Below are 20,656 nucleotides of genomic sequence, written 5' to 3'. Positions count from 1 at the left end.
CTCCGTTTGACGGTCCGTCTTGTAGCGCCGCGCCGATCGCAGCGCCAGCGCTGGCCATAGACGAAGGGCTCAGCGCACCCGGGCGATAAAATACGCCAGATCGGCGATCTGCTCTGCCGTGACCGGCCCCATCACGTCCGCCATGCTGCCGTCATAGCCGTGGCGGCTGTTGTCCTTGTATTCGCCCAGCGTCTTGGCGAGATAGTCCTCGCGCTGGTTGGCGATGCGCGGGACATTGTCTTTGCCGGAATAATCCGGGTTGTGGCAGCTGTTGCAGCGATGCTGTTGCGCCAGCGCCTGCGCGCGCGCCATCCGCGCGGGATCGCCGGTATTGGCGGGCGGCGCCGGCTTCGGCAATTTGGCGATAAAATCGGAAAATGTGCGCAGATCCTCGTCGGTGAGCGGCTTTGCCATCTCGTTCATCGGCTCGGACACGCGCAGCTTGTCGCGGAACATGAACAGCTGGATCAGCGCATAGGGCGCCGGCTGCGCACCGAGCGAGGGCGTGTTCTCGGTTTCGGACTGTCCCTTCTCGCCGTGACAGGCAAGGCACGGCGCCATGCGTTCTTCGAACGTTTCGGCATTTGCGGGTATGGCAAAAAGAACGAACGCCGCGGCCGTTATTATTTTTTGCATCGGTCGATCCCGGCGCTTTGTCATTGCGAGGAGTGAAGCGACGAAGCAATCCAGTCTTTCTTCGTGGCTCTCTGGATTGCTTCGCGGAGCCTGTCATCGGGCGGCGCTTCGCGCCGACCCGTTGGCTCGCAATGACGCGCTCTTGACTACCTACTGCGCCGCGACTTTCTGCTTGCCGTAGGTGACGCGGTACACCGCGCCGTTGTAGTCGTCCGACACCAGCAGCGAGCCGTCCTTCATCTGCATCACATCGACCGGCCGGCCGATGTAGTTGTTGTTTTCAATGAAGCCGGTGATGAACGGCTCCATCGACTTCATCGTGCCATCCTTGTTCAACTTGACGACGACAACATCGCCGCCAACTTTCTGGGACCTGTTCCACGAACCGCGCCGCGCGATGAAGATGGTATTCTTGTAGGCTTTCGGGAACATGCTGCCGGTGTAGAACCGCATGCCCAGCGCGGCGGAATGCGGACCGAGCAAGCCGACCGGCGCCGTGTAGTCGCCGCAGGATTTGCCCCAGCCAAAGTCGGTATCGAGCAGATTGCCCTGGTGACAATAGGGTTCGCCGAAATGCTCGCCAACCTTGGTGATGCGGTTGAGTTCGTCTTCCGGCATGCTCTCCGACAGCCAGTCGCGTCCGTTATCGGTGAAGTAGAGCTGCTTGTTTTCCGGATGCCAGTCGAAGCCGACGGTATTGCGCACGCCGCGCGCGATGACCTCGGAGCCGCTGCCGTCCAGATTCATCCGGCGAATCAGACCATGGGCATCGCTATGCAGCACGTTGTTGCCGGGCTGTCCAACCGGCACGTACAGCTTGTTGTCCGGTCCGATGGCGATGAACTTCCAGCCGTGGGCTTCGTCCTTCGGCAGGTCGTCGTAGATCATGGTCAGCTTCGCGTTGTCGAGGTTGTCCTCGACCTTGTCGACCTTGGAGACCTTGGAGAGTTCGGCGATGTAGAGCGTGCCGTTCTTGAAGGCGACGCCGTTGGGCCGATGAAGGCCTGAAGCCAGAACCTTGACCGACCGCTTGCCGTCCTTGTTGACGATGGCATGGACCTTGTCCGACTGCCGGCTGCCGACGAATACCGTGCCCTTGTCGCCTTCCGCCAGCGAACGGGCCAACGCGATGCCGGCCGAGTAGACCTCGATGTTGAAGCCCGGCGGCAGCTTGAGCTTCGCCGTCGGCAGCTTGTCGGGGGCGGCTGCGATCGGAGGGGCTGCTATCGGCGCGAGCTTGGCTGCGGCTTCATTGTCGGCGGGTCGTCCGATCAAGGGAGAACCCGGCGGAAGCGGCGCGGCGGCCGGTGCCGCAGCCGGTGCAGGTGACGCAGCCGGAGCCGGAGCGGCAGGCTGCTGCGCCGCAGCGCCGAGCGTAAACGCACTGAGAAAAGCACCCGCGAGCAATGCGCGGCGTGCGGACGAGTAGATCATCTTGAATCCTCCCTTGAGTGGAAGACCTTATCCGCGCCTTGAGCGAGCGGCAGTGGTCTTCCTGATCCGCAGTCTCCAATATTTTACCGCCGCTGCGCAATCGGAAACATCATGGCCGTCTGACAGAAATGCACTCGCCCTGGCGATGTTGCCCGGCAACGGCAAAACGCTATCGAGGCATGGAAATATCCCGTCAGTGTCTGGTCTCGGAATCCTCCGAAGGGTCGATGATCGCTTCGGCAAAGGGAAATTCCAGCACTATCTCCCCGTCATCGTCGGTGACTTCCAGGGTAGCGTTGAGCAGACCCGCCTGCCCGCCTTCGGTTTTCAGGATTTCCCGGATCGTTGTCCGCGCCACATTCCATGCATGATCGGGATCGCGAAGTTCTTCGCCCTCCGGGTCGAGGATCAGCTCATTGCCGATACGCGTGTTGAAGAAATATCGCGGCATCGATGCCATCACATCTGTCAGGCCGGCCGGTCCCGAGGGGTCAGGCGATGGCACAAAAGTACTTTATTGTTTAATTCTCGCCCTCGCCGAAACGCGGTGCAACCTGAACTTTGCGGCAGCAAGACGGAAGTCGTTGATCGGCCAATACTTTACGGCCTGTCCCGCCAAACGTCGCGATCGCGTTTTGCATTGCAACACGAAACCGCGGCAAAATAATGCTAGCGAACTTTTATAACGGCATTACCTTATATCGAGGGCGAAAACCGTCCCGCTCGTGAAGGAGAATGAAATGTCCTGGAAGACGCCGAAGATCGTCGAAGTGCCGGTTGGCATGGAAATCAACATGTATGCCTGCGCGGCCCGCAAATAAGCGCCTGCGATAGCTAGAGCTTTTTTAGACGGAGGTGGACCGCAGCTTGCGGCGACGTGCCCGATATGGGGACGGAGCGCAATGTCGGCGGCCGCCTCCGAAATGCTTGGAAAGCCTCCCGGAGACGCGTCATGCTTCGCATCGTCGTTCTGGGAGCCGCGGCAGGCGGCGGCGTTCCGCAATGGAATTGCGGCTGCGCGGTTTGCACGGCGGCGCGCACCGGGCATCCCGGGCTTAGAAGCACGCAGGCATCGATTGCGCTCAGCGCTGACGGGGAGCACTGGTTCCTGATCAACGCTTCGCCCGACTTGCGACAGCAGTTGATCGCGACGCCGCAGCTTCATCCGAAAGCGGGACAGTTGCGACACAGCCCGATTGCCGGCGTGATCCTGACCAACAGCGAGGTCGATGCGGTCGCAGGGCTGCTGTCGATGCGCGAAGGATCACCGTTTGCGATCTACGCTCATCCGCGCGTGCTTGCGATCCTGAAAGCCAACAGCATCTTCAACGTGCTCAGCGAGATCAACGTGCGGCGTCAGCCCGTTGCCATTGATGAGGCATTCGAGCCGGTATTGCCGGACGGCTCGCCCTCGGGAATCGAAATTCTGGCTTTCGTAGTACCCGGCAAGGGGGCCTGGTACCTGGAAGGGAAAACCCATCCCGCAGGAGACGACGGCGTGGGTGATACGCTTGGGCTTCGCATCGGGGATAAGACGAGCGGCAAGTATTTTTATTTTCTTGCCGCCTGCGCGGAAGTGACGCCCGAACTGAAACGGCGCCTCGCCGGCGCGTCGCTGGTGTTCTTCGACGGCACGGTGTGGCGCGATGACGAACTGATCGCGGCGGGCCTCGGCGCCAAGACCGGGCAGGCGATGGGACATATTGCGATGTCGGGAGAAAACGGCGCGATCGCGGCCCTGGCCGACCTTGGCATCGACAACAAGATTTTTTTGCATATCAATAATTCCAACCCGGCGCTGCTGCAGGATTCTGCCGAACGCAAGACCGCCGAGCGCGCCGGCTGGCAGATTCCCGCCGATGGGACGGAGATCACGCTGTGAATGCGAAGACAGACTTCTCACTTGCCGCAAGCGCTCCGCTGCAAAGTGCGGAACAACTCGAAGCACAACTGCGCCATATCGGCGCGACGCGCTATCACAGCCTGCATCCGTTCCACCATCTGCTGCACGGCGGCAAGCTGAACAAGGGACAGGTGCAGGCCTGGGCGCTGAACCGCTATTATTACCAGAGCACGATACCCATCAAGGACGCCGTGGTGATTTCGCGGTTCCGCGACCGCGGCATCAGGCTCGAGTGGCGGCACCGCATCGAGGACCATGACGGCAATATCGGCACCGAGGGCGGGATCGAGCGCTGGCTGAAGCTGACCGAAGGGCTCGGGCTCGACAATGCTTATGTGGAATCCGCCGAAGGCATTCTGCCGGCGACGCGTTTTGCGGTGGACGCCTATGTGCATTTCGTCCGTGACAAGACCCCGCTCGAAGCCATCGCCTCGTCGCTGACCGAGCTGTTCGCGCCCAACCTGCATGAAGAGCGGATTTCGGGCATGTTGAAGCACTACGGTTTCGTCAACCCGGACATCATGCGCTATTTCAGCCGGCGCATGGAACAGGCGCCGCGCGACGCCAATTTCGCGCTGAAATATGTGAAAGAGCATGCGACGACGCCGGCGGAGCGCGAAGCGGTGTGCAATGCGCTGATCTTCAAGACCAACGTGCTATGGGTTCAGCTCGACGCGCTGTATCATGCCTATGTCGACGGCCACATCCCGCCGGGCGCTTTCGTGCCTGCGGCGAACTAGATCATGATGATGTTAAGACGAAGCGCCATGACGTGCAGGTCACCTCTCCCCGCAGGGGAGAGGTCGGATTGCATCGTCAGATGCAATCCGGGTGAGGGGCTGCCGCAGGTCCTGAATGCGTGGAGGGTCTCCTCACCCGCCGCGCATCTGGCGATGCGCGTCGACCTCTCCCCCGCGGGGAGAGGTGAGCGCGATCCGCTTCAACCCGAATTCGTCACGCTCTGGAGGCGGAGCGATGTCAGAGCCGCGTAGCCGCAATATCAGCGTCAGCGAGGCCAGCCGGCCGATCTTGCCGCGGCATGCCAGGCTGAAGTTCGATGAGACGCGGCAGCGCTGGGTGATCCTGGCGCCGGAGCGCGTGCTCGCGCCGGATGAAACCGCGGTCGAAATCCTGCAGCTTTGCGACGGCGCACGCAACGTCGCGCAAATGATCGACCAGCTCGCCGCCAAATATACGGCCGAGCGCGCGGCGATCGGCGCCGACGTCATTGCCATGCTGCAGGACCTCGCCGACAAGGGATTTTTGACCGAGGCACGGGAGAAGACGTCATGAGCCCGACGCTCACCGATGCCAGCCCCGTCGTTGCCGATCCGTCCGACGGGCTGGCGATCATGGAGCAGCGCGGCTCGACCGCGGAGAGCTTTGGCATTCCGCTCGCGGTGCTGGCCGAGTTGACACATCGCTGTCCGCTGCAATGTCCGTATTGCTCCAATCCGGTGGAACTGGAGCGCGGCGGCTGCGAACTCACCACCGAGGAGTGGAAAAAGGTTCTGACCGAACTTGCCGAAATCGGCGTGCTGCAGATTCATTTTTCCGGCGGCGAGCCGACCGCGCGCAAGGATCTGGTTGAACTGGTGCAGCACGCCAGCGATGTCGGGCTGTATTCCAACCTGATCACCTCGGCCGTGCTGCTGAGCAAAGAGAAACTCAAGGCGCTGGCCGATGCCGGCCTGTGCCACGTCCAGATCAGTTTTCAGGGCAATGAGCCCGTTGTCGCCGATCGCGTCGCCGGGCTGAAGAATTCACATGAGAAGAAGATCGAAGTCGCACGCTGGACGCGCGAACTCGATCTGCCGCTGACCGTCAATGCGGTGATGCACCGGCAAAACCTGCACCAGCTTTCCGATATCATCCAGATGGCGGTCGATCTCGACGCCGACCGGCTGGAGGTCGCCAATGTGCAATATTACGGATGGGCGCTGAAGAACCGCGCCGCGCTGATGCCGACGCTGCAGCAGATCGAGGAAACCAGCCGCATTGTCGAGGAAGCCGCGATCAGGCTGAAGGGCATCCTGGCGATCGACTATGTAGTGCCGGATTATTACGCGCTGAGGCCGAAGAAATGCATGGGCGGCTGGGGACGGCAGTTCTTCAACATCTCGCCGTCCGGCAAGATCCTGCCCTGTCACGCCGCCGAGACCATCACCGGCCTCGAATTCCTCTCGGTGCGGTCAAATCATTCGATCGCCTGGATCTGGCAGAACTCCGAGGCCTTCAACCGCTATCGCGGAACCGGCTGGATGCCGGAGCCGTGCCGCAGCTGCGAATTCAAGGAGATCGATTTCGGCGGCTGCCGCTGCCAGGCCTTTGCGCTGACCGGCGACGCCGGCAATACGGATCCGGCCTGCACGCTGTCGCCGATGCACGAGCAGATTTTCAAGGTCGCCGAATCCGAGGCGGCGGCCGGCAACGGCCGTTTCATCTATCGCAATTTCGCCGGCGGCACGCTGGAGACGGGCGGCAAAGATGGCGCCTGACGCCGATGCGGGAAAATTCAGAAGCAGCCGCTCCGATCCGTTTGCACCGCTGACAAGCCGGCTTCTGCCGGTAAGCGACGGGCACGAGATCTATGTCGAAACCGTCGGCCGGGCCGACGGCATTGCCGCCGTCTACCTGCATGGCGGCCCCGGCAGCGGGTGCCAGCCGGACCACCGGCGGCTGTTCGATCCCGAGCGCTTTCATGTCGTTCTGTTCGATCAGCGCGGCGCCGGGCGAAGCGGTCCGAAAGGACGTCTTGAAGCCAATACACTGCCTCACCTGATCGCGGACATGGAAACGATCCGCGAGAGCCTGGGCTTCAAGCGCTGGATGATCGTCGGCGGTTCGTGGGGTGCAACGCTGGCGCTGGCCTATGCGGAAGCTCATCCGGCGCGAACCAGTGGTGTCGTGCTGCGCGCGACGTTTCTCGGCACCCGCACGGAGCTGGAGCAGGCCTTTCTGCAAAACCTGCCCCGTTTCCATCCCGGACTGAGCGACGATTTCCTCGGCTTGTTGCCTGCGGCGGAACTTGAACACCCGCTCGACGCCTATTGGCGACGCATCCTCGACCCCGATCCTGCCGTGCATGGCCCGGCCGCCCGCGCATGGCATGACACCGAGCGGATCCTATCCGAACATGCGCCTTCACGAATGCGGCTTGATTTGGCGTCGCTGAAGTCGACGCGGGCGCTGCCCGCAACGCCTTTCATGGAAGCGCATTATTTCCGGAATGATTGCTTCATGAAACTAGGTCAGCTGATGGCGCAAGCCGGAAAGCTAACGGGAATCCCGGGCATCATCGTGCAGGGCCGCTATGATTTTCTGTGCCCGCCATCGACCTCGCATGCGCTCGCAGCCGTCTGGCCGGACGCGGAAGTTCGGATCCTCGAAGGCGCCGGCCACTCGCTGTACGATCCCGGCGTCAGGGACGCGGTGATGAAGGCGATCGCCGATCTCGCCTCCAACCCAGGCAGGGGCTTGTAGCAACGCGCAAAACCGTCATCCTGAGGAGCCGCGCGATTGCGCGGCGTCTCGAAGGATGGAAGCAGGCGCGCCGTGGCCATCCTTCGAGGCTCGCCGAAGACGGCGAGCACCTCAGATGACGGTTGAGCAAGGAGATTCGGGAAAATGCCTTTGGCCGGAAAGGGAATGCTGCTGACGTCGATGGACGTCGATCCCGCCGACGAGCGCGAATTCAATCTCTGGTACGATGGCGAGCATCTCGAGGAGCGCGTCGCGATCGACGGTTTTCTCGAGGCGCGACGTTACGTCGCGCATGCAGCCAGCCCGAAATACCTCTGCCTCTATTCCACCGAAACCTTTGCGGTGCTGGACAGCGCGGCCTATCGCACCGTACTGGCCAATCCCACCCCTTGGTCGAAAACGACCATGGCGCGTTTCAAAAACATGATCCGCGCCGTCGCTCATATCACCATCAGCCGTGGCCAGGGCCGCGGCGCGGCGCTGGGCATCGTCCGCCTCCGCCCCTCTGCCGAAGGCAAGGACACGTTGCGCGCGATGCTGACGGATCAACTCGATCCGGCTGGGCTCGACGGAATCATTTCCATGCATCTGATCGAAAGCGATTCCAGGCTTTCCAGACCGATCAACGACGTGCCTTCGGCCGTCAGCCCGGGCGCCGGCGATTGGTACGTCCTGATCGACGGGACGCATGTGAGCGCCGTCTCGGCGATTGTTGCAGCGCGCTTCGCCGATAGCGCAGGGTTCAACCCTGCAACCGTGATCTCAACGAGCATCTACAATCTGATGTGGGATCTGGCCAAGAGCGACATCCCGACTGAACCCAGCACGTGAAATATCAGACATATATTGCACTGCCACATGAACAGCATGGGCATTTAAAGCTGGGGTTCCAGACCAATGGCGAATGACAATTAAGTAAAAATGGCTTTTAACTGCGGCCCCAATCATATTGAATGGCGCCGATTCATTAAGCCCATGATATATCTGAGAAACAACAAGAACGCCGCCATGAGCGTTCGCAGGGAAACATCAAAGGCCGCGTCGACCGTCACGCCCGCGCGGACAAGGTAGGAATGAAACCGACTGATATTTCGGCACCCGATTACTTTCACAAAGTTGTCGACTGCCAATGGGCCTGCCCCGCGCATACGCCCGTGCCCGAGTACATCCGATTGATCGCCGAAGGCCGCTATAGCGACGCCTACATGATCAACTGGAAATCGAATGTGTTTCCGGGAATCCTCGGCCGCACCTGCGACCGTCCATGCGAGCCCGCGTGCCGCCGCGGCCGCGTCGAGGAAACGCCGGTTGCGATCTGCCGGCTGAAGCGCGTCGCCGCCGATTTCAAGGATGACGTCAAGCATCGCATGCCGCGGCCGTCAGCGAAAAACGGCAGGCGCATCGCCCTCGTCGGCGGCGGCCCCGCTTCGCTCACCGTCGCCCGCGATCTCGCGCCGCTCGGCTATCACTGCACGGTGTTCGATTCCGATCCGAAGGCGGGCGGGATGATGCGGACGCAGATTCCGAAATTCCGGCTGCCGGATTCGGTGATCGACGAGGAAACCGATTACATCCTCAACCTCGGCATCGATTTCAAGGGCGGCCATCGCATCGCCAGCCTGAAGAAACTGCTCGGAGAAAATTACGACGCGATTTTCGTCGGCTCAGGCGCGCCGCGCGGCCGTGAGCTTGACATTCCCGGCCGCAAGGAAGCCGCGAAAAATATTCACATCGGTATCGACTGGCTTTCCAGCGTGTCGTTCGGCCATGTCGAGAAGATCGGCAAGCGCGTTATCGTTCTGGGCGGCGGCAATACCGCAATGGACTGCTGCCGCACCGCACGCCGCCTCGGCGGTGAGGACGTGAAAGTGATCGTCCGCTCGGGCTTCGAGGAAATGAAGGCGTCTCCGTGGGAGAAGGAGGACGCGCTGCACGAAGATATCCCGATCCTCAATTTCATGGTGCCGAAGGCTTTCACGCACGACAACGGCAAGCTCACCGGCGTCATCTTCGAGAAGGTGAAGGCCGAGTACGATGCCAAGGGCCGGCGCAATCTGGTGCCGTCGGGCGAACCGGACCAGACCATTGCCTGCGACGACGTGCTGGTGGCCGTCGGCCAGGAGAACGCCTTTCCCTGGATCGAGCGCGACTGCGGCATCGAATTCGACAAATCGAACATGCCGGTGGTCGACAAAACCACGATGGCATCGAGCCACCCAAAAGTGTTCTTCGGCGGCGACGCCGCGTTCGGCCCGAAAAACATCATCTGGGCGGTAGCGCACGGCCACGACGCCGCGCTGTCGATCCACAAGCTTCTCTCCGGCGAGGACATCACCGAGCGTCCGCTTCCCGACGTGCAAATCTCGTCGCAGAAGATGGGCATCCACGAGTGGAGCTACGACAACGACATTTCCGGCGACAAGCGCTTCAAGGTGCCGCACCGCGACAAGGTGATCGCGCTGAAGGACATCCGTGCCGAAGTCGAACTCGGCTACGACGTCAAGCTCGCGCTGGGCGAGGCGCAGCGCTGCCTGAACTGCGACATCCAGACCGTGTTCGCTGCCCCCTTGTGCATCGAATGCGACGCTTGCGTCGACATCTGTCCGATGGACTGCATTACCTTCACGGAAAATGGCGAGGAAGCCGATCTGCGGCAACGGCTGAAGGCGCCCTCGCCGCGTACCGATCAGGACCTCTATGTCGCCGACAGCCTCAAGACCGGGCGCGTGATGGTAAAGGACGAAGACGTCTGCCTGCATTGCGGCCTGTGTGCCGAGCGCTGCCCGACCGGCGCCTGGGACATGCAAAAATATCTCATCGACATGGTTCACGCGGATACATCATGCCCGTCCAAAGCCCGATCAGCAGCGTAAACGACTTCGTCGTCCGCTTCGCCAACGTCAACGGCTCGGGCTCTGCGAGCGCCAACGAGCTGTTTGCCCGTTCGATCCTGCGCCACGGCGTGCCGGTCAGCCCACGCAACATCTTCCCGTCCAATATCCAGGGCCTGCCGACCTGGTACGAAGTGCGCGTGACCGAGGATGGCCATCTCGGCGCGCGCGGCGGCGTCGATCTGATGGTGGCAATGAACCCGCAGACCTGGGACAAGGACGTCGCCTCGATCGAGCCCGGGGGCTACCTGTTCTACGACTCGACCAAGCCGATGCCGACCTCGAAATTCCGCGCCGACATCACGGTGATCGGCGTGCCGCTGACCGCCATCACCAACTCGACCTACACCGATCCGCGCCAGCGCCAGCTGTTCAAGAACATCATCTATCTCGGCGCGCTATGCGCGCTGATCGACATGGATCCGAAGATCATCGAGCAGCTGATCGGCGAGCAGTACAAGGGCAAGGAGAAGCTGCTCCCCTCCAACGTCCATGCGCTGCATCTCGGCCGCGACTGGGCGCTGCAGAACCTGAAATGCCCGATTGGCCTGCGTATCAAGAAATCCGACAAGGTCGGCGACCGCATTTTCATCGAGGGCAACAGCGCGGCCGCGCTTGGCGCGGTCTATGGCGGCGCCACCGTCTGCGCATGGTATCCGATCACGCCGTCATCGTCGCTGGCCGACGCCTTCACCAGCCATTGCAAGAAGCTGCGGCACGATCCGGAAACCGGGAAGGCGAAATACGCCATCGTCCAGGGCGAGGACGAACTCGCCTCGATCGGCATCGTGATCGGCGCTTCATGGAATGGCGCCCGCGCCTTCACCGCTACTTCCGGACCCGGCATCTCGCTGATGACGGAATTCATCGGCCTGTCCTACTTCGCCGAAATTCCCGCGGTCATCATGAACGTGCAGCGCGCCGGCCCTTCAACGGGCATGCCGACCCGCACCCAGCAGTGCGACGTGACCGCCTGCGCCTATGCTTCGCACGGCGACACCAAGCACGTGCTGCTGTTTCCGGAAGACCCGGCCGAAGCCTTCGAATTCGCGGCGCAGTCGTTCGATCTCGCCGAGCGGCTGCAGACCACGATCTTCGTGATGCTCGACCTCGACATCGGCATGAACCACCGGCTTTGCCGCCCGCTGAAGTGGGACGACGCGCGGCAATACGACCGCGGCAAGGTGATGACCGCGGAAATGCTCGACGACGGCCGCGATTTCGGACGTTATCTCGACGTCGATGGCGACGGCATCCCGTTCCGCACCTATCCCGGCGCGCACCCGACCAAGGGCTCGTACTTCACCCGCGGCACTTCCCGGGACCGCTACGCGCGCTATTCCGAGGAAGGCGCGGTCTACGCCGACAACATGCAGCGGCTGCTGCGCAAATTCGAAACCGCGCAGGACATGGTGCCGCGGCCGCTGCAGGCCAATGCGCAGAAACCGACCAAATACGGCGTGATCTATTACGGCTCGACCTCGCCGGCGATGGACGAGGCGATCGGGCTGCTTGAGGCGCGCGGGCACCAGCTCGATCGCCTGCGGATTCGCGCCTTCCCGTTCCATTCCAGCGTCGCAAGCTTCCTTGCCGAACATGATTTTGTCTATGTGGTCGAACAGAACCGCGATGCGCAGCTTCGCTCGTTGATCGTCAACGAAAACGGCATCGACCCGGTGCGGCTGGTGCCGATCCTGCACTATGACGGCACCCCGATCACCGCGCGCTTCATCGCCGGGGCCATCGGCGACCATCAGGATCAGTTGAAGGTGACGCCGCTCCAGCGGAAGGCGGTGTCGTGATGAAGGGCTCTATCTATCCGCTGTCATGGCCGGGCTTGTCCCGGCCATCCACGTCTTGGCCGCAAAGGAAGACATGGATGCCCGGGACAAGCCCGGGCATGACGAGATACCGATATCAGGTGACATCATGACCTACATCGCAAAACCGAAATTCCAGCATCCGGGCCTGCCGAAGAACGAACTCGGCTATACCCATCGCGACTACGAGGGCAAGGTCTCGACGCTGTGCGCCGGCTGCGGCCACGACTCCATCACCGCGTCGATCATCGAAGCCTGCTTTCATCTGTCGATCGAGCCGCATCGCGTCGCCAAGATTTCCGGCATCGGCTGCTCCTCGAAAACGCCGGACTATTTCCTCGGCAATTCGCACGGCTTCAATTCGGTGCATGGCCGCATGCCGTCGGTGCTGACCGGCGCCAACCTGGCCAACCGCGATCTGATCTATCTCGGCGTCTCCGGCGACGGCGACTCGGCCTCGATCGGCTTCGGCCAGTTCGCGCATTCGATCCGGCGCGGCGTCAATATGACCTACATCGTCGAGAACAACGGCGTCTACGGCCTCACCAAGGGACAGTTCTCCGCCACCGCCGACCGCGGCTCGAAATCCAAGAAAGGCATAATGAATACCGACAGCGCCATCGATCTGGTGGCGATCGCGCTGCAGCTCGGCGCGACTTTCGTGGCGCGCAGCTTTTCCGGCGACAAGGCCCAGCTGGTGCCGCTGATCGAGGCCGCGATCCGGCACAAGGGCGCGTCCTTCATCGACGTGATCAGCCCATGCGTCGCCTTCAACAACCACGCCGGCTCGACCAAGAGTTTTGATTACGTGCGCGAGCACAACGATGCCGTCAACCGGCTCGACGTTATCACGGGCCGCGAGCCGATCACGGTCGACTACGCCCCGGGTTCGGTGCAGATCGTCGAGCAGCACGACGGCACCAGGCTGGCGTTGCGCAAGCTCGATGCGGACTACGAGGCGCACGATCGCCTCGCGGCGATGGCCTTTTTGCAAAAGCACGCCGCCAAGGGCCAGGTGGTGACCGGGCTGCTCTATGTCGACCCCGAGGCGGAAGACTTGCACGCTCATCTCGACACTGTGGACACGCCGCTGAACCAGCTGGACGAGAAGGCGCTCTGCCCCGGCTCCACAGCGCTGGAAAAGTTCAACGCAAGCCTGCGTTAAAGGCGTCAACACCGGGAGGACTTGCCGATGGACGTTGTCCCGCTGGGTCCAGGATTCGCCGCCGAGCTGCGCGGCGTAACGCTTGCGGATGTCGCGTCCGATGAACCCGCCTATGCGGCGGCGCGGGCCGTCTTCGAGGAACACTCCGTTCTGGTGTTTCGCGATCAGGACGTGACCGACGAGATTCAACTCGCCTTTTCGCGCCGCTTCGGCCCGCCAGAGGTGACAAAAGTCGGCTCGCAGGGCACCGGCTCGTATTTCGTGATCCTCAGCACCATCGGCCCTGACGGCAAGGTGGTGCCGGGCGACCACCGGCTTTCGCTGCGCGCCAAGGCCAATCAACTCTGGCATACCGACTCCTCGTTCAAGCGGGTGCCGGCGCTGGCATCGATCCTGTCGGCGCGCGTCATTCCCGCGCGCGGTGGAGAGACCGAATACGTCTCCACCCGGCTTGCCTTCGCGCGGCTCGATGCGGCCTCGCGCGACAGACTGCAAAGCTCGTTTGCCTGGCATGACTACGCGCATTCGCGAAAGCAGATTGCGCCGGACCTGGCCAGCCCCGAGGAACGCGCGGCGCTGCCGCCGCAATGCTGGCGGATGGTGTGGACCAATCCCGTGAACGGCCGTGGCGCGATCTATCTCGCCTCGCATGCTTATGCGGTCGAAGGCATGGAAGCGGAGGCGGGGAAAAGGCTGATCGACGAGTTGATGGAAGCCGCGACCCAAGCAGGCACAAGCTATCTGCACCAATGGCGCGGAGGCGACGTCGTCATGTGGGACAACCGCGCCACCATGCATCGCGGGCGGCCATGGCCAGCGCACGAGCCGCGCCTGATGGTACGAACCACGATCTCCGCAACCGCATCGGATGGCGTCGGCAACATGCACTCGCCATCCACGCAGGCAGCGGAATAGCCGCTCCCTTGGTCTCGCCGAACGCTGAGCAGCTGCGCCGATCTGCAGGGATCGAATTTTCGTGAATGGCGTTATTTTGTTCAAACACCATCTTCCGCCCGTCGGCACGCCCAACCATGTGTTGACAACCCGGCTTCCCGCCAGAAAAGGTGTCGGAACGCCAAAATCGAACAGAGCGCATCATGAATCCTGTCAAAGCCCTCGAAGCGCACGGCCAGGCAGTCTGGCTGGACTTTTTGGCCCGCGGTTTCGTCGCCAAAGGCGACCTCAAAAAGCTGATCGAAACCGACGGCGTCAAGGGCGTCACCTCCAATCCGTCGATCTTCGAGAAGGCGATCGGCAGTTCGGACGAATATGACGGCGCCATCGGTGCGGCGCTGAAAGGCGGGGACCGCCCGGTTGCCGAACTGTTCGAGCACCTTGCAATCGAGGACATCCAGAACGCCGCGGACGTGCTGCGTCCGGTGTATGACCAGCTCAAGGGCCACGACGGATTCGTCAGCCTCGAAGTCTCGCCCTATCTCGCCATGGACACCAAGGCGACGATCGCCGAGGCCGAACGTCTGTTGAAGGAAGTCGATCGCAAGAACCTGATGGTCAAGGTGCCGGCGACGCCGGAGGGCCTGCCCGCGATCGAGCATCTGATCGGCGAAGGCGTCAGCATCAACATCACGCTGCTGTTTTCCCAAAAGGTCTATGTGCAGGTGGCCGAGGCCTATCTCGCCGGCCTCGAAAAATACCTCGCCGGCGGCAGCGATCCCTCCCATGTCGCCAGTGTCGCCAGCTTCTTCGTCAGCCGCATCGACAGCGCGGTCGACAAGCAACTCGACGACAGAATCGCGAAAGCCAACGACCCGACCGAGAAGGCGCGGCTGACGGCGCTGAAGGGAAAAGTGGCGATTGCGAACGCCAAGATGGCCTATCAGGACTACAAGAAGCTGTTTTCCGGACCCCGCTGGGACAAGCTCGCAGCGAAAGGGGCAAAACCGCAGCGGTTGCTGTGGGCCTCCACCGGAACGAAAAATAAAGAGTACAGCGACGTGCTCTACGTCGAGGAGTTGATTGGCAGGAACACCATCAACACCGTGCCGCCGGCGACACTTGACGCGTTCCGCGACCACGGCAAGCTTCGTGACAGCCTTGAGGAAAACATCGACGACGCCAGGGGTGTGCTTGCGGGCCTGGCAAAATCCGGCATCTCGCTCGATGCCATCACGGCGGAACTGGTCAAGGAGGGCGTGAAGCTGTTCGCCGATGCGGCGGACAAGCTCTACGGCGCCGTGGCGCACAAGCGCGCGACGGTGATCGCCGGCAGTATCGACCAGCAGAAACTCGCGCTGGGTGCGAGTATTGCCAAAGCCGTAGAGAGCAGCACCGAGGAATGGCGCGCGTCGGGCAAGATTCGCCGGCTGTGGCAACATGACAAGTCGATCTGGACTGGCACCGACGAAGACAAATGGCTGGGCTGGCTGGACAGTGTTTCAACTGAAAAGAGCAAGCTCGCGGACTACCAGGATTTTGCGGCCTGGGTAAAGAGCCAAGGTTTTAGCGACGCCGTCGTGCTCGGCATGGGCGGATCGAGCCTGGGGCCGGAAGTGATCGCGGAAACCTTTGGACAACAGCCCGGCTTTCCGAAATTGCACGTGCTGGATTCGACCGATCCCGCACAGGTGCGCGCGATGACGAATGCGGTGAACTTGGCGAAAACGCTATTCATCGTCTCCAGCAAGTCCGGCGGCACCACCGAGCCGAATGTGATGAAGGATTATTTCTTCGCAGAGGTGAGCGAGGCCATCGGCAACGGCAAGGCAGGCGGTCATTTCGTGGCGGTCACCGATCCCGGGTCGTCGCTGGAAAAGGTCGCGAAGGCGCAAGGTTTTGCCCGTATCTTCCATGGTGATCCGACCATCGGCGGGCGCTATTCGGTGGTGTCGCCATTTGGACTCGTGCCTGCGGCCGCGGCCGGCATCGATCTTGCGAAGTTTCTCGATCTCTCGCTCTCGATGGTGCGGTCCTGCGGGCCGGATGTGCCACCGCAGGAAAACCCCGGGGTGCAACTCGGGCTCGCGATGGGCGTCGCCGGCCTGGAGGGCCGCGACAAGGTCACCATCCTGTCGTCAAGGAAGATCGCCGACTTCGGCGCCTGGGCTGAACAGCTTATCGCCGAGTCCACCGGCAAGGACGGCAAGGGGTTGATTCCGATCGACGGCGAGCCGCTCGGCGAGCCCGCCGTCTACGGCAGCGATCGTTTCTTCATCGACCTTCGCACCGAGGGCGAAACCGACGGCAGCCACGACGACAAGCTCGCCGCGCTCGAAAAAGCCGGCCATCCGGTCGTTCGCATCGCGATGAAGTCGATCGACCATATCGGCCAGGAATTCTTCCGCTTCGAGATCGCAACCGCGGTTGCGGGCGCCGTGCTCGCCGTCAATCCTTTCAACCAGCCCGACGTCGAGGCCGCCAAGATCAAGACACGCGAGCTGACTTCCGCGTTCGAAAAAACCGGCACGTTGCCTAAGGAAGCGCCGGTGATCTCGACCAACGAGGTCGAACTGTTCACCGACGACAAGAACGCCAGCGCGCTGCGCAAGGCCGGCGCCGATGGCGATTTTGCATCGTGGCTAAAGGCCCATCTGGGCCGGACCGGCGCGGGCGACTACGTCGCGCTGCTCGCCTATATCGAACGCGATCATACCCATATCGATACGCTGCAGCACATGCGGCTTGCGGTTCGCGACAGGCGCCATGTCGCGACCTGCGCGGAATTCGGACCGCGCTTTCTGCACTCAACCGGGCAGGCCTATAAAGGCGGGCCCGATAGCGGTGTGTTTCTGCAGATCACTGCCGATGATGCCGAGGATCTCGCCGTGCCCGGCCAGAAGGCCAGTTTCGGCGTGGTCAAGGCCGCGCAGGCCCGCGGCGATTTCGACGTGCTGACCGAACGCGGCCGGCGCGCGCTACGGGTGCACCTTAAGGGCGACCTGAAAACGGCACTGGCGATACTCGACGCTGCGATCGTCAGCGCGTTGAACTAGAGCATGATCCCGAAAGGTGGGAACCCGGCTTTCGGATCAGATCATGCTCAAAGTGAAATAAGGAATCTTCCAATGCAGCTCGGCATGATCGGCCTCGGCCGGATGGGCGGCAATATCGTTCGCCGGCTGATGAAGCATGGCCACACCGCGGTCGTGTATGACAAGGACCCCAAAGCTGTAGCCGCCCTCGTCCCCGACGGCGCGATCGGCGCCAGCGCGCTGGAGGATTTTGTCGGCAAGCTGGAGCGGCCGCGGACGGTGTGGGTGATGCTGCCGGCCGGCAGGATCACCGAGGCGACGATCGATGCGCTGGCAAAACTGCTGCAGACCGGTGACGTCGTCATCGACGGCGGCAACACCTTCTGGCAGGACGACGTTCGCCGCGGCAAGGCGCTCAAAGAGAAGGGCATGCACTACATCGACGTCGGCACCTCGGGCGGCGTCTGGGGCATTGATCGCGGCTACTGCATGATGATCGGCGGCGACAAGGCGGTGGTCGACCGCCTCGATCCGATTTTCGCAGCGCTGGCGCCGGGCATCGGCGATATTCCGCGCACCTCCGGACGCGCCGGGCGCGACCCACGCATCGAGCAGGGCTACATCCACGCCGGGCCGGTCGGATCGGGCCACTTCGTCAAGATGGTGCATAACGGCATCGAATACGGGCTGATGCAGGCCTACGCCGAGGGTTTCGACATCCTGAAGAATGCCAACATCGACGTCCTGCCCGCCGATCATCGTTTCGATCTCGATATAGCCGATGTCGCCGAAGTGTGGCGGCGCGGCAGTGTGATCCCGTCATGGCTGCTCGATCTGACCGCCTCCGCGCTCGCAGAAAACCATACGCTCGACAATTATTCCGGCTTCGTCGAGGATTCCGGCGAAGGCCGCTGGACCGTCAACGCCGCCATCGACGAGGCGGTGCCGGCCGAGGTTCTGACCGCGGCACTGTTCGCGCGATTCCGGTCGCGGAAACAGCATACTTTCGCCGAAAAAATTCTCTCGGCGATGCGTGCCGGTTTCGGCGGCCATAGGGAGCCGCAGCAACATCCGGACCCGGTGCGCCAGAATGCGCCCGATATGGTCAAGCCAAAGGCCTGACGGCGATGACGGACGCTGCCTCGAAGCAGAAAAAGCCCGACCCCTGCTCCTTCGTCATCTTTGGCGTCACCGGCGATCTGGCACATCGGCTGGTGATCCCCGCGCTCTATAATCTTGCGGCCACTGACCTGCTGCCCGACAAATTCTGCATCGTCGGGATCGCGCGCAAGGCGATGCCCAACGAGGCGTTGCGCGACAGCCTGATGAAAGGCCTGCGCGAATTCGCCACCCGTCCGGTGGACGATGCAATCGCAAAACGGCTGCTGGAATGCGTGACCTGCATTGCCGCCGATCCAAAAGACCCCGCGTCGTTCGACCGAATGCGCGAGCAGCTCGAGAGACTTGAAGCAAACCGCGCGACCGGCGGTAATCGTCTGTTCTATCTGGCGACCCCGCCCGGTGCCTTTGCGCCGATCGCCCGCGAACTCGGGCGCACGGAATTGCTCAAGGAGGACGGCGGCGCTTGGCGGCGGCTAATTGTCGAAAAACCATTCGGGACCGATCTCGAATCGGCCAAAGCGCTGAACAACGAACTGCTGAAGATCGTCGACGAGCACCAGATCTATCGCATCGATCATTATCTCGGCAAGGAAACCGTCCAGAACATCCTGGTGCTGCGCTTTGCCAACGGCATGTTCGAACCGATCTGGAACCGCAATCACATCGATCATGTGCAGATCACCGTCGACGAAAAGCTTGGGGTCGGCCATCGCGGCAGCTTTTATGACGCTACCGGGGCGCTGCGCGACATGGTGCCGAACCACCTGTTTCAGCTGCTGTCGCTGGTCGCAATGGAGCCGCCGATCCGGTTCGATGCGCATTCGGTGCGCTCGGAGAAAGCTGACGTTCTCGCGGCGATCCAGACGCAGAGCGAGACCGAGGCGCTGCGGAACTCGGTGCGCGGCCAGTACCAAGGTGGCAAGATCGGTGACGCCGAAATCGAAGACTATCGAACGACCGAAGACGTCAAGCCGGACAGCACGACCGAAACCTATGTCGCGCTGAAATTGACGATCGACAACTGGCGCTGGGCCGGCGTGCCGTTCTATCTGCGCACCGGCAAGGCGCTCGGCGTCAAGCGCACCGAGGTCGCCATAAAATTCAAGCAGGCGCCGTTTGCGATGTTTCGCGACACCCCGGTGGACCGGCTTTCGCAGAATTATCTCGTCATCAGCGTCGAACCGACCGAGGGCATCACCTTGCAATTCAACACCAAGGTGCCGGGGCCCGTGATTTCCATCGACGGCGTCGAGATGAAGTTCCGCTACAAGGATTATTTCAAGGCCGAGCCGAGCACCGGCTATGAGACGCTGATCTACGACTGCATGATCGGCGACAACATCCTGTTTCAGCGCGCCGACAGCGTCGAGGCCGGATGGCAGGCGGTGCAGCCGTTCCTCGATGCCTGGAAGAAAGCCGGCGCCAAAGGGTTGGAGACCTACAAGGCCGGCAGCGAAGGACCGGCCTGTGGCGACGAACTGCTGAGGCGCGACGGCCGCAGCTGGCGGAAGCTCGGCTGATGGTTCTGAACGACAACCGCAGGATTATCGCCGTCGCCGACCCGGTGGCGCTGGCGAAGGCTGCGGCCGAGCGGCTGCTCGCACGAATCGCCAACAACAGCGATCGCGTCGCGATTTGCCTGACGGGCGGGTCGAGCCCGAAACAGCTCTATGAGTTGCTCGGCCACGAACCCTACCGCGGCCAGGTTCCATGGGACCGCGTGCACTGGTTCATCGGCGATGAACGATTCGTCCCGACCACCGATTCCCGCAATAACATGCGTATGGCGCGACAGGCTTTCCTCAGTCGCTGCGCGCCGCTGGTCAACATCCACCCGATGGCAACCGGCGCGGCGGACCCCGTTGAAGCCGCGCATCGCTACGAGGCCGAACTGAAATCGTTTTACGGCGCCGACAGCCTCGACCCGGCGCGGCCACTGTTCGATGCCGTGCTGATGGGCGTCGGGCCGGACGGCCACACGGCGTCGCTGTTTCCGGGTTATCCCGCGTTGGCAGAGACGGAGCGCTGGGTAGTCGGCGTCCCACGGGCCCATGTGGAGCCGCTCGTGCCGAGGGTCACACTTACATTACCGGTGCTTGCGTCGTGCCACGAAATGCTGTTCGAGGTTGGTGGCGCGGACAAACGCGCGATCCTGACCCGGGTGCTGGCGGGCGAGGACTTGCCGGCCGGGCGTGCGGTCTCCGCCGGCGAGACGACGTGGCTTGTGGACAGGGCTGCACTGCCGGAGAATTATCGTGGCCGATGAATCCGGC

General features: G+C 62.2%; 18 protein-coding genes. 15 read left to right on the top strand and 3 right to left on the bottom strand.

Annotated elements, in window-relative coordinates; genetic code table 11:
- Positions 1–69 precede the first annotated feature (69 nt).
- From VGP39_RS01150 to VGP39_RS01140, 3 genes are all read right to left on the bottom strand, one after another.
- Entirely contained in the window at positions 70–636 is a 567-nt protein-coding gene (locus tag VGP39_RS01150; RefSeq protein WP_327566270.1) for a c-type cytochrome, read from the bottom strand.
- Between the two features lie 150 nt (positions 637–786).
- A complete protein-coding gene (locus VGP39_RS01145; RefSeq protein ID WP_327566269.1) occupies positions 787–2,070 on the bottom strand; it encodes a PQQ-dependent sugar dehydrogenase in 1,284 nt (427 codons plus the stop codon).
- 193 nt (positions 2,071–2,263) lie between these two features.
- Entirely contained in the window at positions 2,264–2,521 is a 258-nt protein-coding gene (locus VGP39_RS01140; protein WP_327566289.1) for a DUF6894 family protein, read from the bottom strand.
- A gap of 289 nt (positions 2,522–2,810) precedes the next feature.
- Here VGP39_RS01140 and pqqA point away from each other — a divergent pair, with 289 nt between their 5' ends.
- The 15 genes from pqqA to pgl all read left to right on the top strand — a co-directional run bounded on the left by pqqA (position 2,811) and on the right by pgl (position 20,649).
- On the top strand, positions 2,811–2,891 hold the full coding sequence (pqqA, locus tag VGP39_RS01135; RefSeq protein WP_072824652.1) for a pyrroloquinoline quinone precursor peptide PqqA: 81 nt from the start codon (positions 2,811–2,813) through the stop codon (positions 2,889–2,891).
- Between the two features lie 131 nt (positions 2,892–3,022).
- Positions 3,023–3,952, top strand: coding sequence for a pyrroloquinoline quinone biosynthesis protein PqqB (gene pqqB, locus VGP39_RS01130; RefSeq protein ID WP_327566268.1), 930 nt, complete (start codon positions 3,023–3,025; stop codon positions 3,950–3,952).
- Positions 3,949–4,713, top strand: a complete 765-nt coding sequence (pqqC, locus tag VGP39_RS01125; protein WP_327566267.1) for a pyrroloquinoline-quinone synthase PqqC — start codon at positions 3,949–3,951, stop codon at positions 4,711–4,713. Before pqqB ends, pqqC begins: the two co-directional genes overlap by 4 nt.
- Before the next feature lie 235 nt (positions 4,714–4,948).
- Complete coding sequence (gene pqqD, locus VGP39_RS01120) at positions 4,949–5,266, top strand: pyrroloquinoline quinone biosynthesis peptide chaperone PqqD (RefSeq protein ID WP_327566266.1); 318 nt, start codon at positions 4,949–4,951, stop codon at positions 5,264–5,266.
- Positions 5,263–6,471, top strand: a complete 1,209-nt coding sequence (gene pqqE, locus VGP39_RS01115) for a pyrroloquinoline quinone biosynthesis protein PqqE (RefSeq protein ID WP_327566265.1) — start codon at positions 5,263–5,265, stop codon at positions 6,469–6,471. The genes pqqD and pqqE overlap by 4 nt, the downstream gene beginning before the upstream one ends.
- A complete protein-coding gene (gene pip, locus VGP39_RS01110; RefSeq protein ID WP_327566264.1) occupies positions 6,461–7,456 on the top strand; it encodes a prolyl aminopeptidase in 996 nt (331 codons plus the stop codon). The genes pqqE and pip overlap by 11 nt, the downstream gene beginning before the upstream one ends.
- Positions 7,457–7,600: 144 nt before the next feature.
- Positions 7,601–8,287 carry a hypothetical protein gene (locus VGP39_RS01105; protein WP_327566263.1) on the top strand — a complete coding sequence of 229 codons (687 nt, stop codon included), beginning with the start codon at positions 7,601–7,603 and terminating at the stop codon, positions 8,285–8,287.
- Between the two features lie 242 nt (positions 8,288–8,529).
- Positions 8,530–10,329: an FAD-dependent oxidoreductase gene (locus VGP39_RS01100; RefSeq protein ID WP_327566262.1), complete on the top strand. Its 1,800-nt coding sequence runs from the start codon at positions 8,530–8,532 to the stop codon at positions 10,327–10,329.
- On the top strand, positions 10,299–12,149 hold the full coding sequence (locus tag VGP39_RS01095; protein ID WP_327566261.1) for a 2-oxoacid:acceptor oxidoreductase subunit alpha: 1,851 nt from the start codon (positions 10,299–10,301) through the stop codon (positions 12,147–12,149). The genes VGP39_RS01100 and VGP39_RS01095 overlap by 31 nt, the downstream gene beginning before the upstream one ends.
- A 127-nt stretch (positions 12,150–12,276) precedes the next feature.
- Positions 12,277–13,332: a 2-oxoacid:ferredoxin oxidoreductase subunit beta gene (locus VGP39_RS01090; RefSeq protein WP_327566288.1), complete on the top strand. Its 1,056-nt coding sequence runs from the start codon at positions 12,277–12,279 to the stop codon at positions 13,330–13,332.
- Positions 13,333–13,359: 27 nt separating this feature from the next.
- A complete protein-coding gene (locus VGP39_RS01085; protein WP_327566260.1) occupies positions 13,360–14,247 on the top strand; it encodes a TauD/TfdA family dioxygenase in 888 nt (295 codons plus the stop codon).
- A gap of 182 nt (positions 14,248–14,429) precedes the next feature.
- Positions 14,430–17,282 (top strand): bifunctional transaldolase/phosoglucose isomerase, encoded by a 2,853-nt coding sequence (locus tag VGP39_RS01080; RefSeq protein WP_327566259.1) that lies wholly within the window; start codon positions 14,430–14,432, stop codon positions 17,280–17,282.
- Positions 17,283–17,354: 72 nt separating this feature from the next.
- Positions 17,355–18,383 (top strand): phosphogluconate dehydrogenase (NAD(+)-dependent, decarboxylating), encoded by a 1,029-nt coding sequence (gene gnd / locus VGP39_RS01075; protein ID WP_327566258.1) that lies wholly within the window; start codon positions 17,355–17,357, stop codon positions 18,381–18,383.
- Between the two features lie 5 nt (positions 18,384–18,388).
- A complete protein-coding gene (gene zwf, locus VGP39_RS01070; protein WP_327566257.1) occupies positions 18,389–19,903 on the top strand; it encodes a glucose-6-phosphate dehydrogenase in 1,515 nt (504 codons plus the stop codon).
- The gene (gene pgl / locus VGP39_RS01065) at positions 19,903–20,649 is read left to right on the top strand and encodes a 6-phosphogluconolactonase (protein WP_327566256.1); all 747 of its coding nucleotides are present in this window, start codon (positions 19,903–19,905) and stop codon (positions 20,647–20,649) included. Before zwf ends, pgl begins: the two co-directional genes overlap by 1 nt.
- Positions 20,650–20,656: the final 7 nt, after the last annotated feature.

This window comes from Bradyrhizobium sp. (genome assembly GCF_036009065.1).
Classification (GTDB): Bacteria; Pseudomonadota; Alphaproteobacteria; order Rhizobiales; family Xanthobacteraceae; genus Bradyrhizobium.
This window is presented reverse-complemented; position numbering and strand designations above follow the sequence as displayed.

Excerpts from the sequence above, each read along its gene's own strand:
- pqqE (WP_327566265.1), top strand. The coding sequence starts at position 5,263 with ATGAGCCCGACGCTCACCGATGCCAGCCCCGTCGTTGCCGATCCGTCC.
- VGP39_RS01095 (WP_327566261.1), top strand. The coding sequence starts at position 10,299 with ATGCCCGTCCAAAGCCCGATCAGCAGCGTAAACGACTTCGTCGTCCGC.
- pqqB (WP_327566268.1), top strand. The coding sequence starts at position 3,023 with ATGCTTCGCATCGTCGTTCTGGGAGCCGCGGCAGGCGGCGGCGTTCCG.
- VGP39_RS01090 (WP_327566288.1), top strand. The coding sequence starts at position 12,277 with ATGACCTACATCGCAAAACCGAAATTCCAGCATCCGGGCCTGCCGAAG.
- VGP39_RS01100 (WP_327566262.1), top strand. The coding sequence starts at position 8,530 with ATGAAACCGACTGATATTTCGGCACCCGATTACTTTCACAAAGTTGTC.
- pqqD (WP_327566266.1), top strand. The coding sequence starts at position 4,949 with ATGTCAGAGCCGCGTAGCCGCAATATCAGCGTCAGCGAGGCCAGCCGG.
- VGP39_RS01080 (WP_327566259.1), top strand. The coding sequence starts at position 14,430 with ATGAATCCTGTCAAAGCCCTCGAAGCGCACGGCCAGGCAGTCTGGCTG.
- VGP39_RS01105 (WP_327566263.1), top strand. The coding sequence starts at position 7,601 with ATGCCTTTGGCCGGAAAGGGAATGCTGCTGACGTCGATGGACGTCGAT.
- VGP39_RS01145 (WP_327566269.1), bottom strand. The coding sequence starts at position 2,070 with ATGATCTACTCGTCCGCACGCCGCGCATTGCTCGCGGGTGCTTTTCTC.
- zwf (WP_327566257.1), top strand. The coding sequence starts at position 18,389 with ATGACGGACGCTGCCTCGAAGCAGAAAAAGCCCGACCCCTGCTCCTTC.
- VGP39_RS01150 (WP_327566270.1), bottom strand. The coding sequence starts at position 636 with ATGCAAAAAATAATAACGGCCGCGGCGTTCGTTCTTTTTGCCATACCC.
- VGP39_RS01085 (WP_327566260.1), top strand. The coding sequence starts at position 13,360 with ATGGACGTTGTCCCGCTGGGTCCAGGATTCGCCGCCGAGCTGCGCGGC.
- pgl (WP_327566256.1), top strand. The coding sequence starts at position 19,903 with ATGGTTCTGAACGACAACCGCAGGATTATCGCCGTCGCCGACCCGGTG.
- pip (WP_327566264.1), top strand. The coding sequence starts at position 6,461 with ATGGCGCCTGACGCCGATGCGGGAAAATTCAGAAGCAGCCGCTCCGAT.
- pqqA (WP_072824652.1), top strand. The coding sequence starts at position 2,811 with ATGTCCTGGAAGACGCCGAAGATCGTCGAAGTGCCGGTTGGCATGGAA.
- VGP39_RS01140 (WP_327566289.1), bottom strand. The coding sequence starts at position 2,521 with ATGCCGCGATATTTCTTCAACACGCGTATCGGCAATGAGCTGATCCTC.
- gnd (WP_327566258.1), top strand. The coding sequence starts at position 17,355 with ATGCAGCTCGGCATGATCGGCCTCGGCCGGATGGGCGGCAATATCGTT.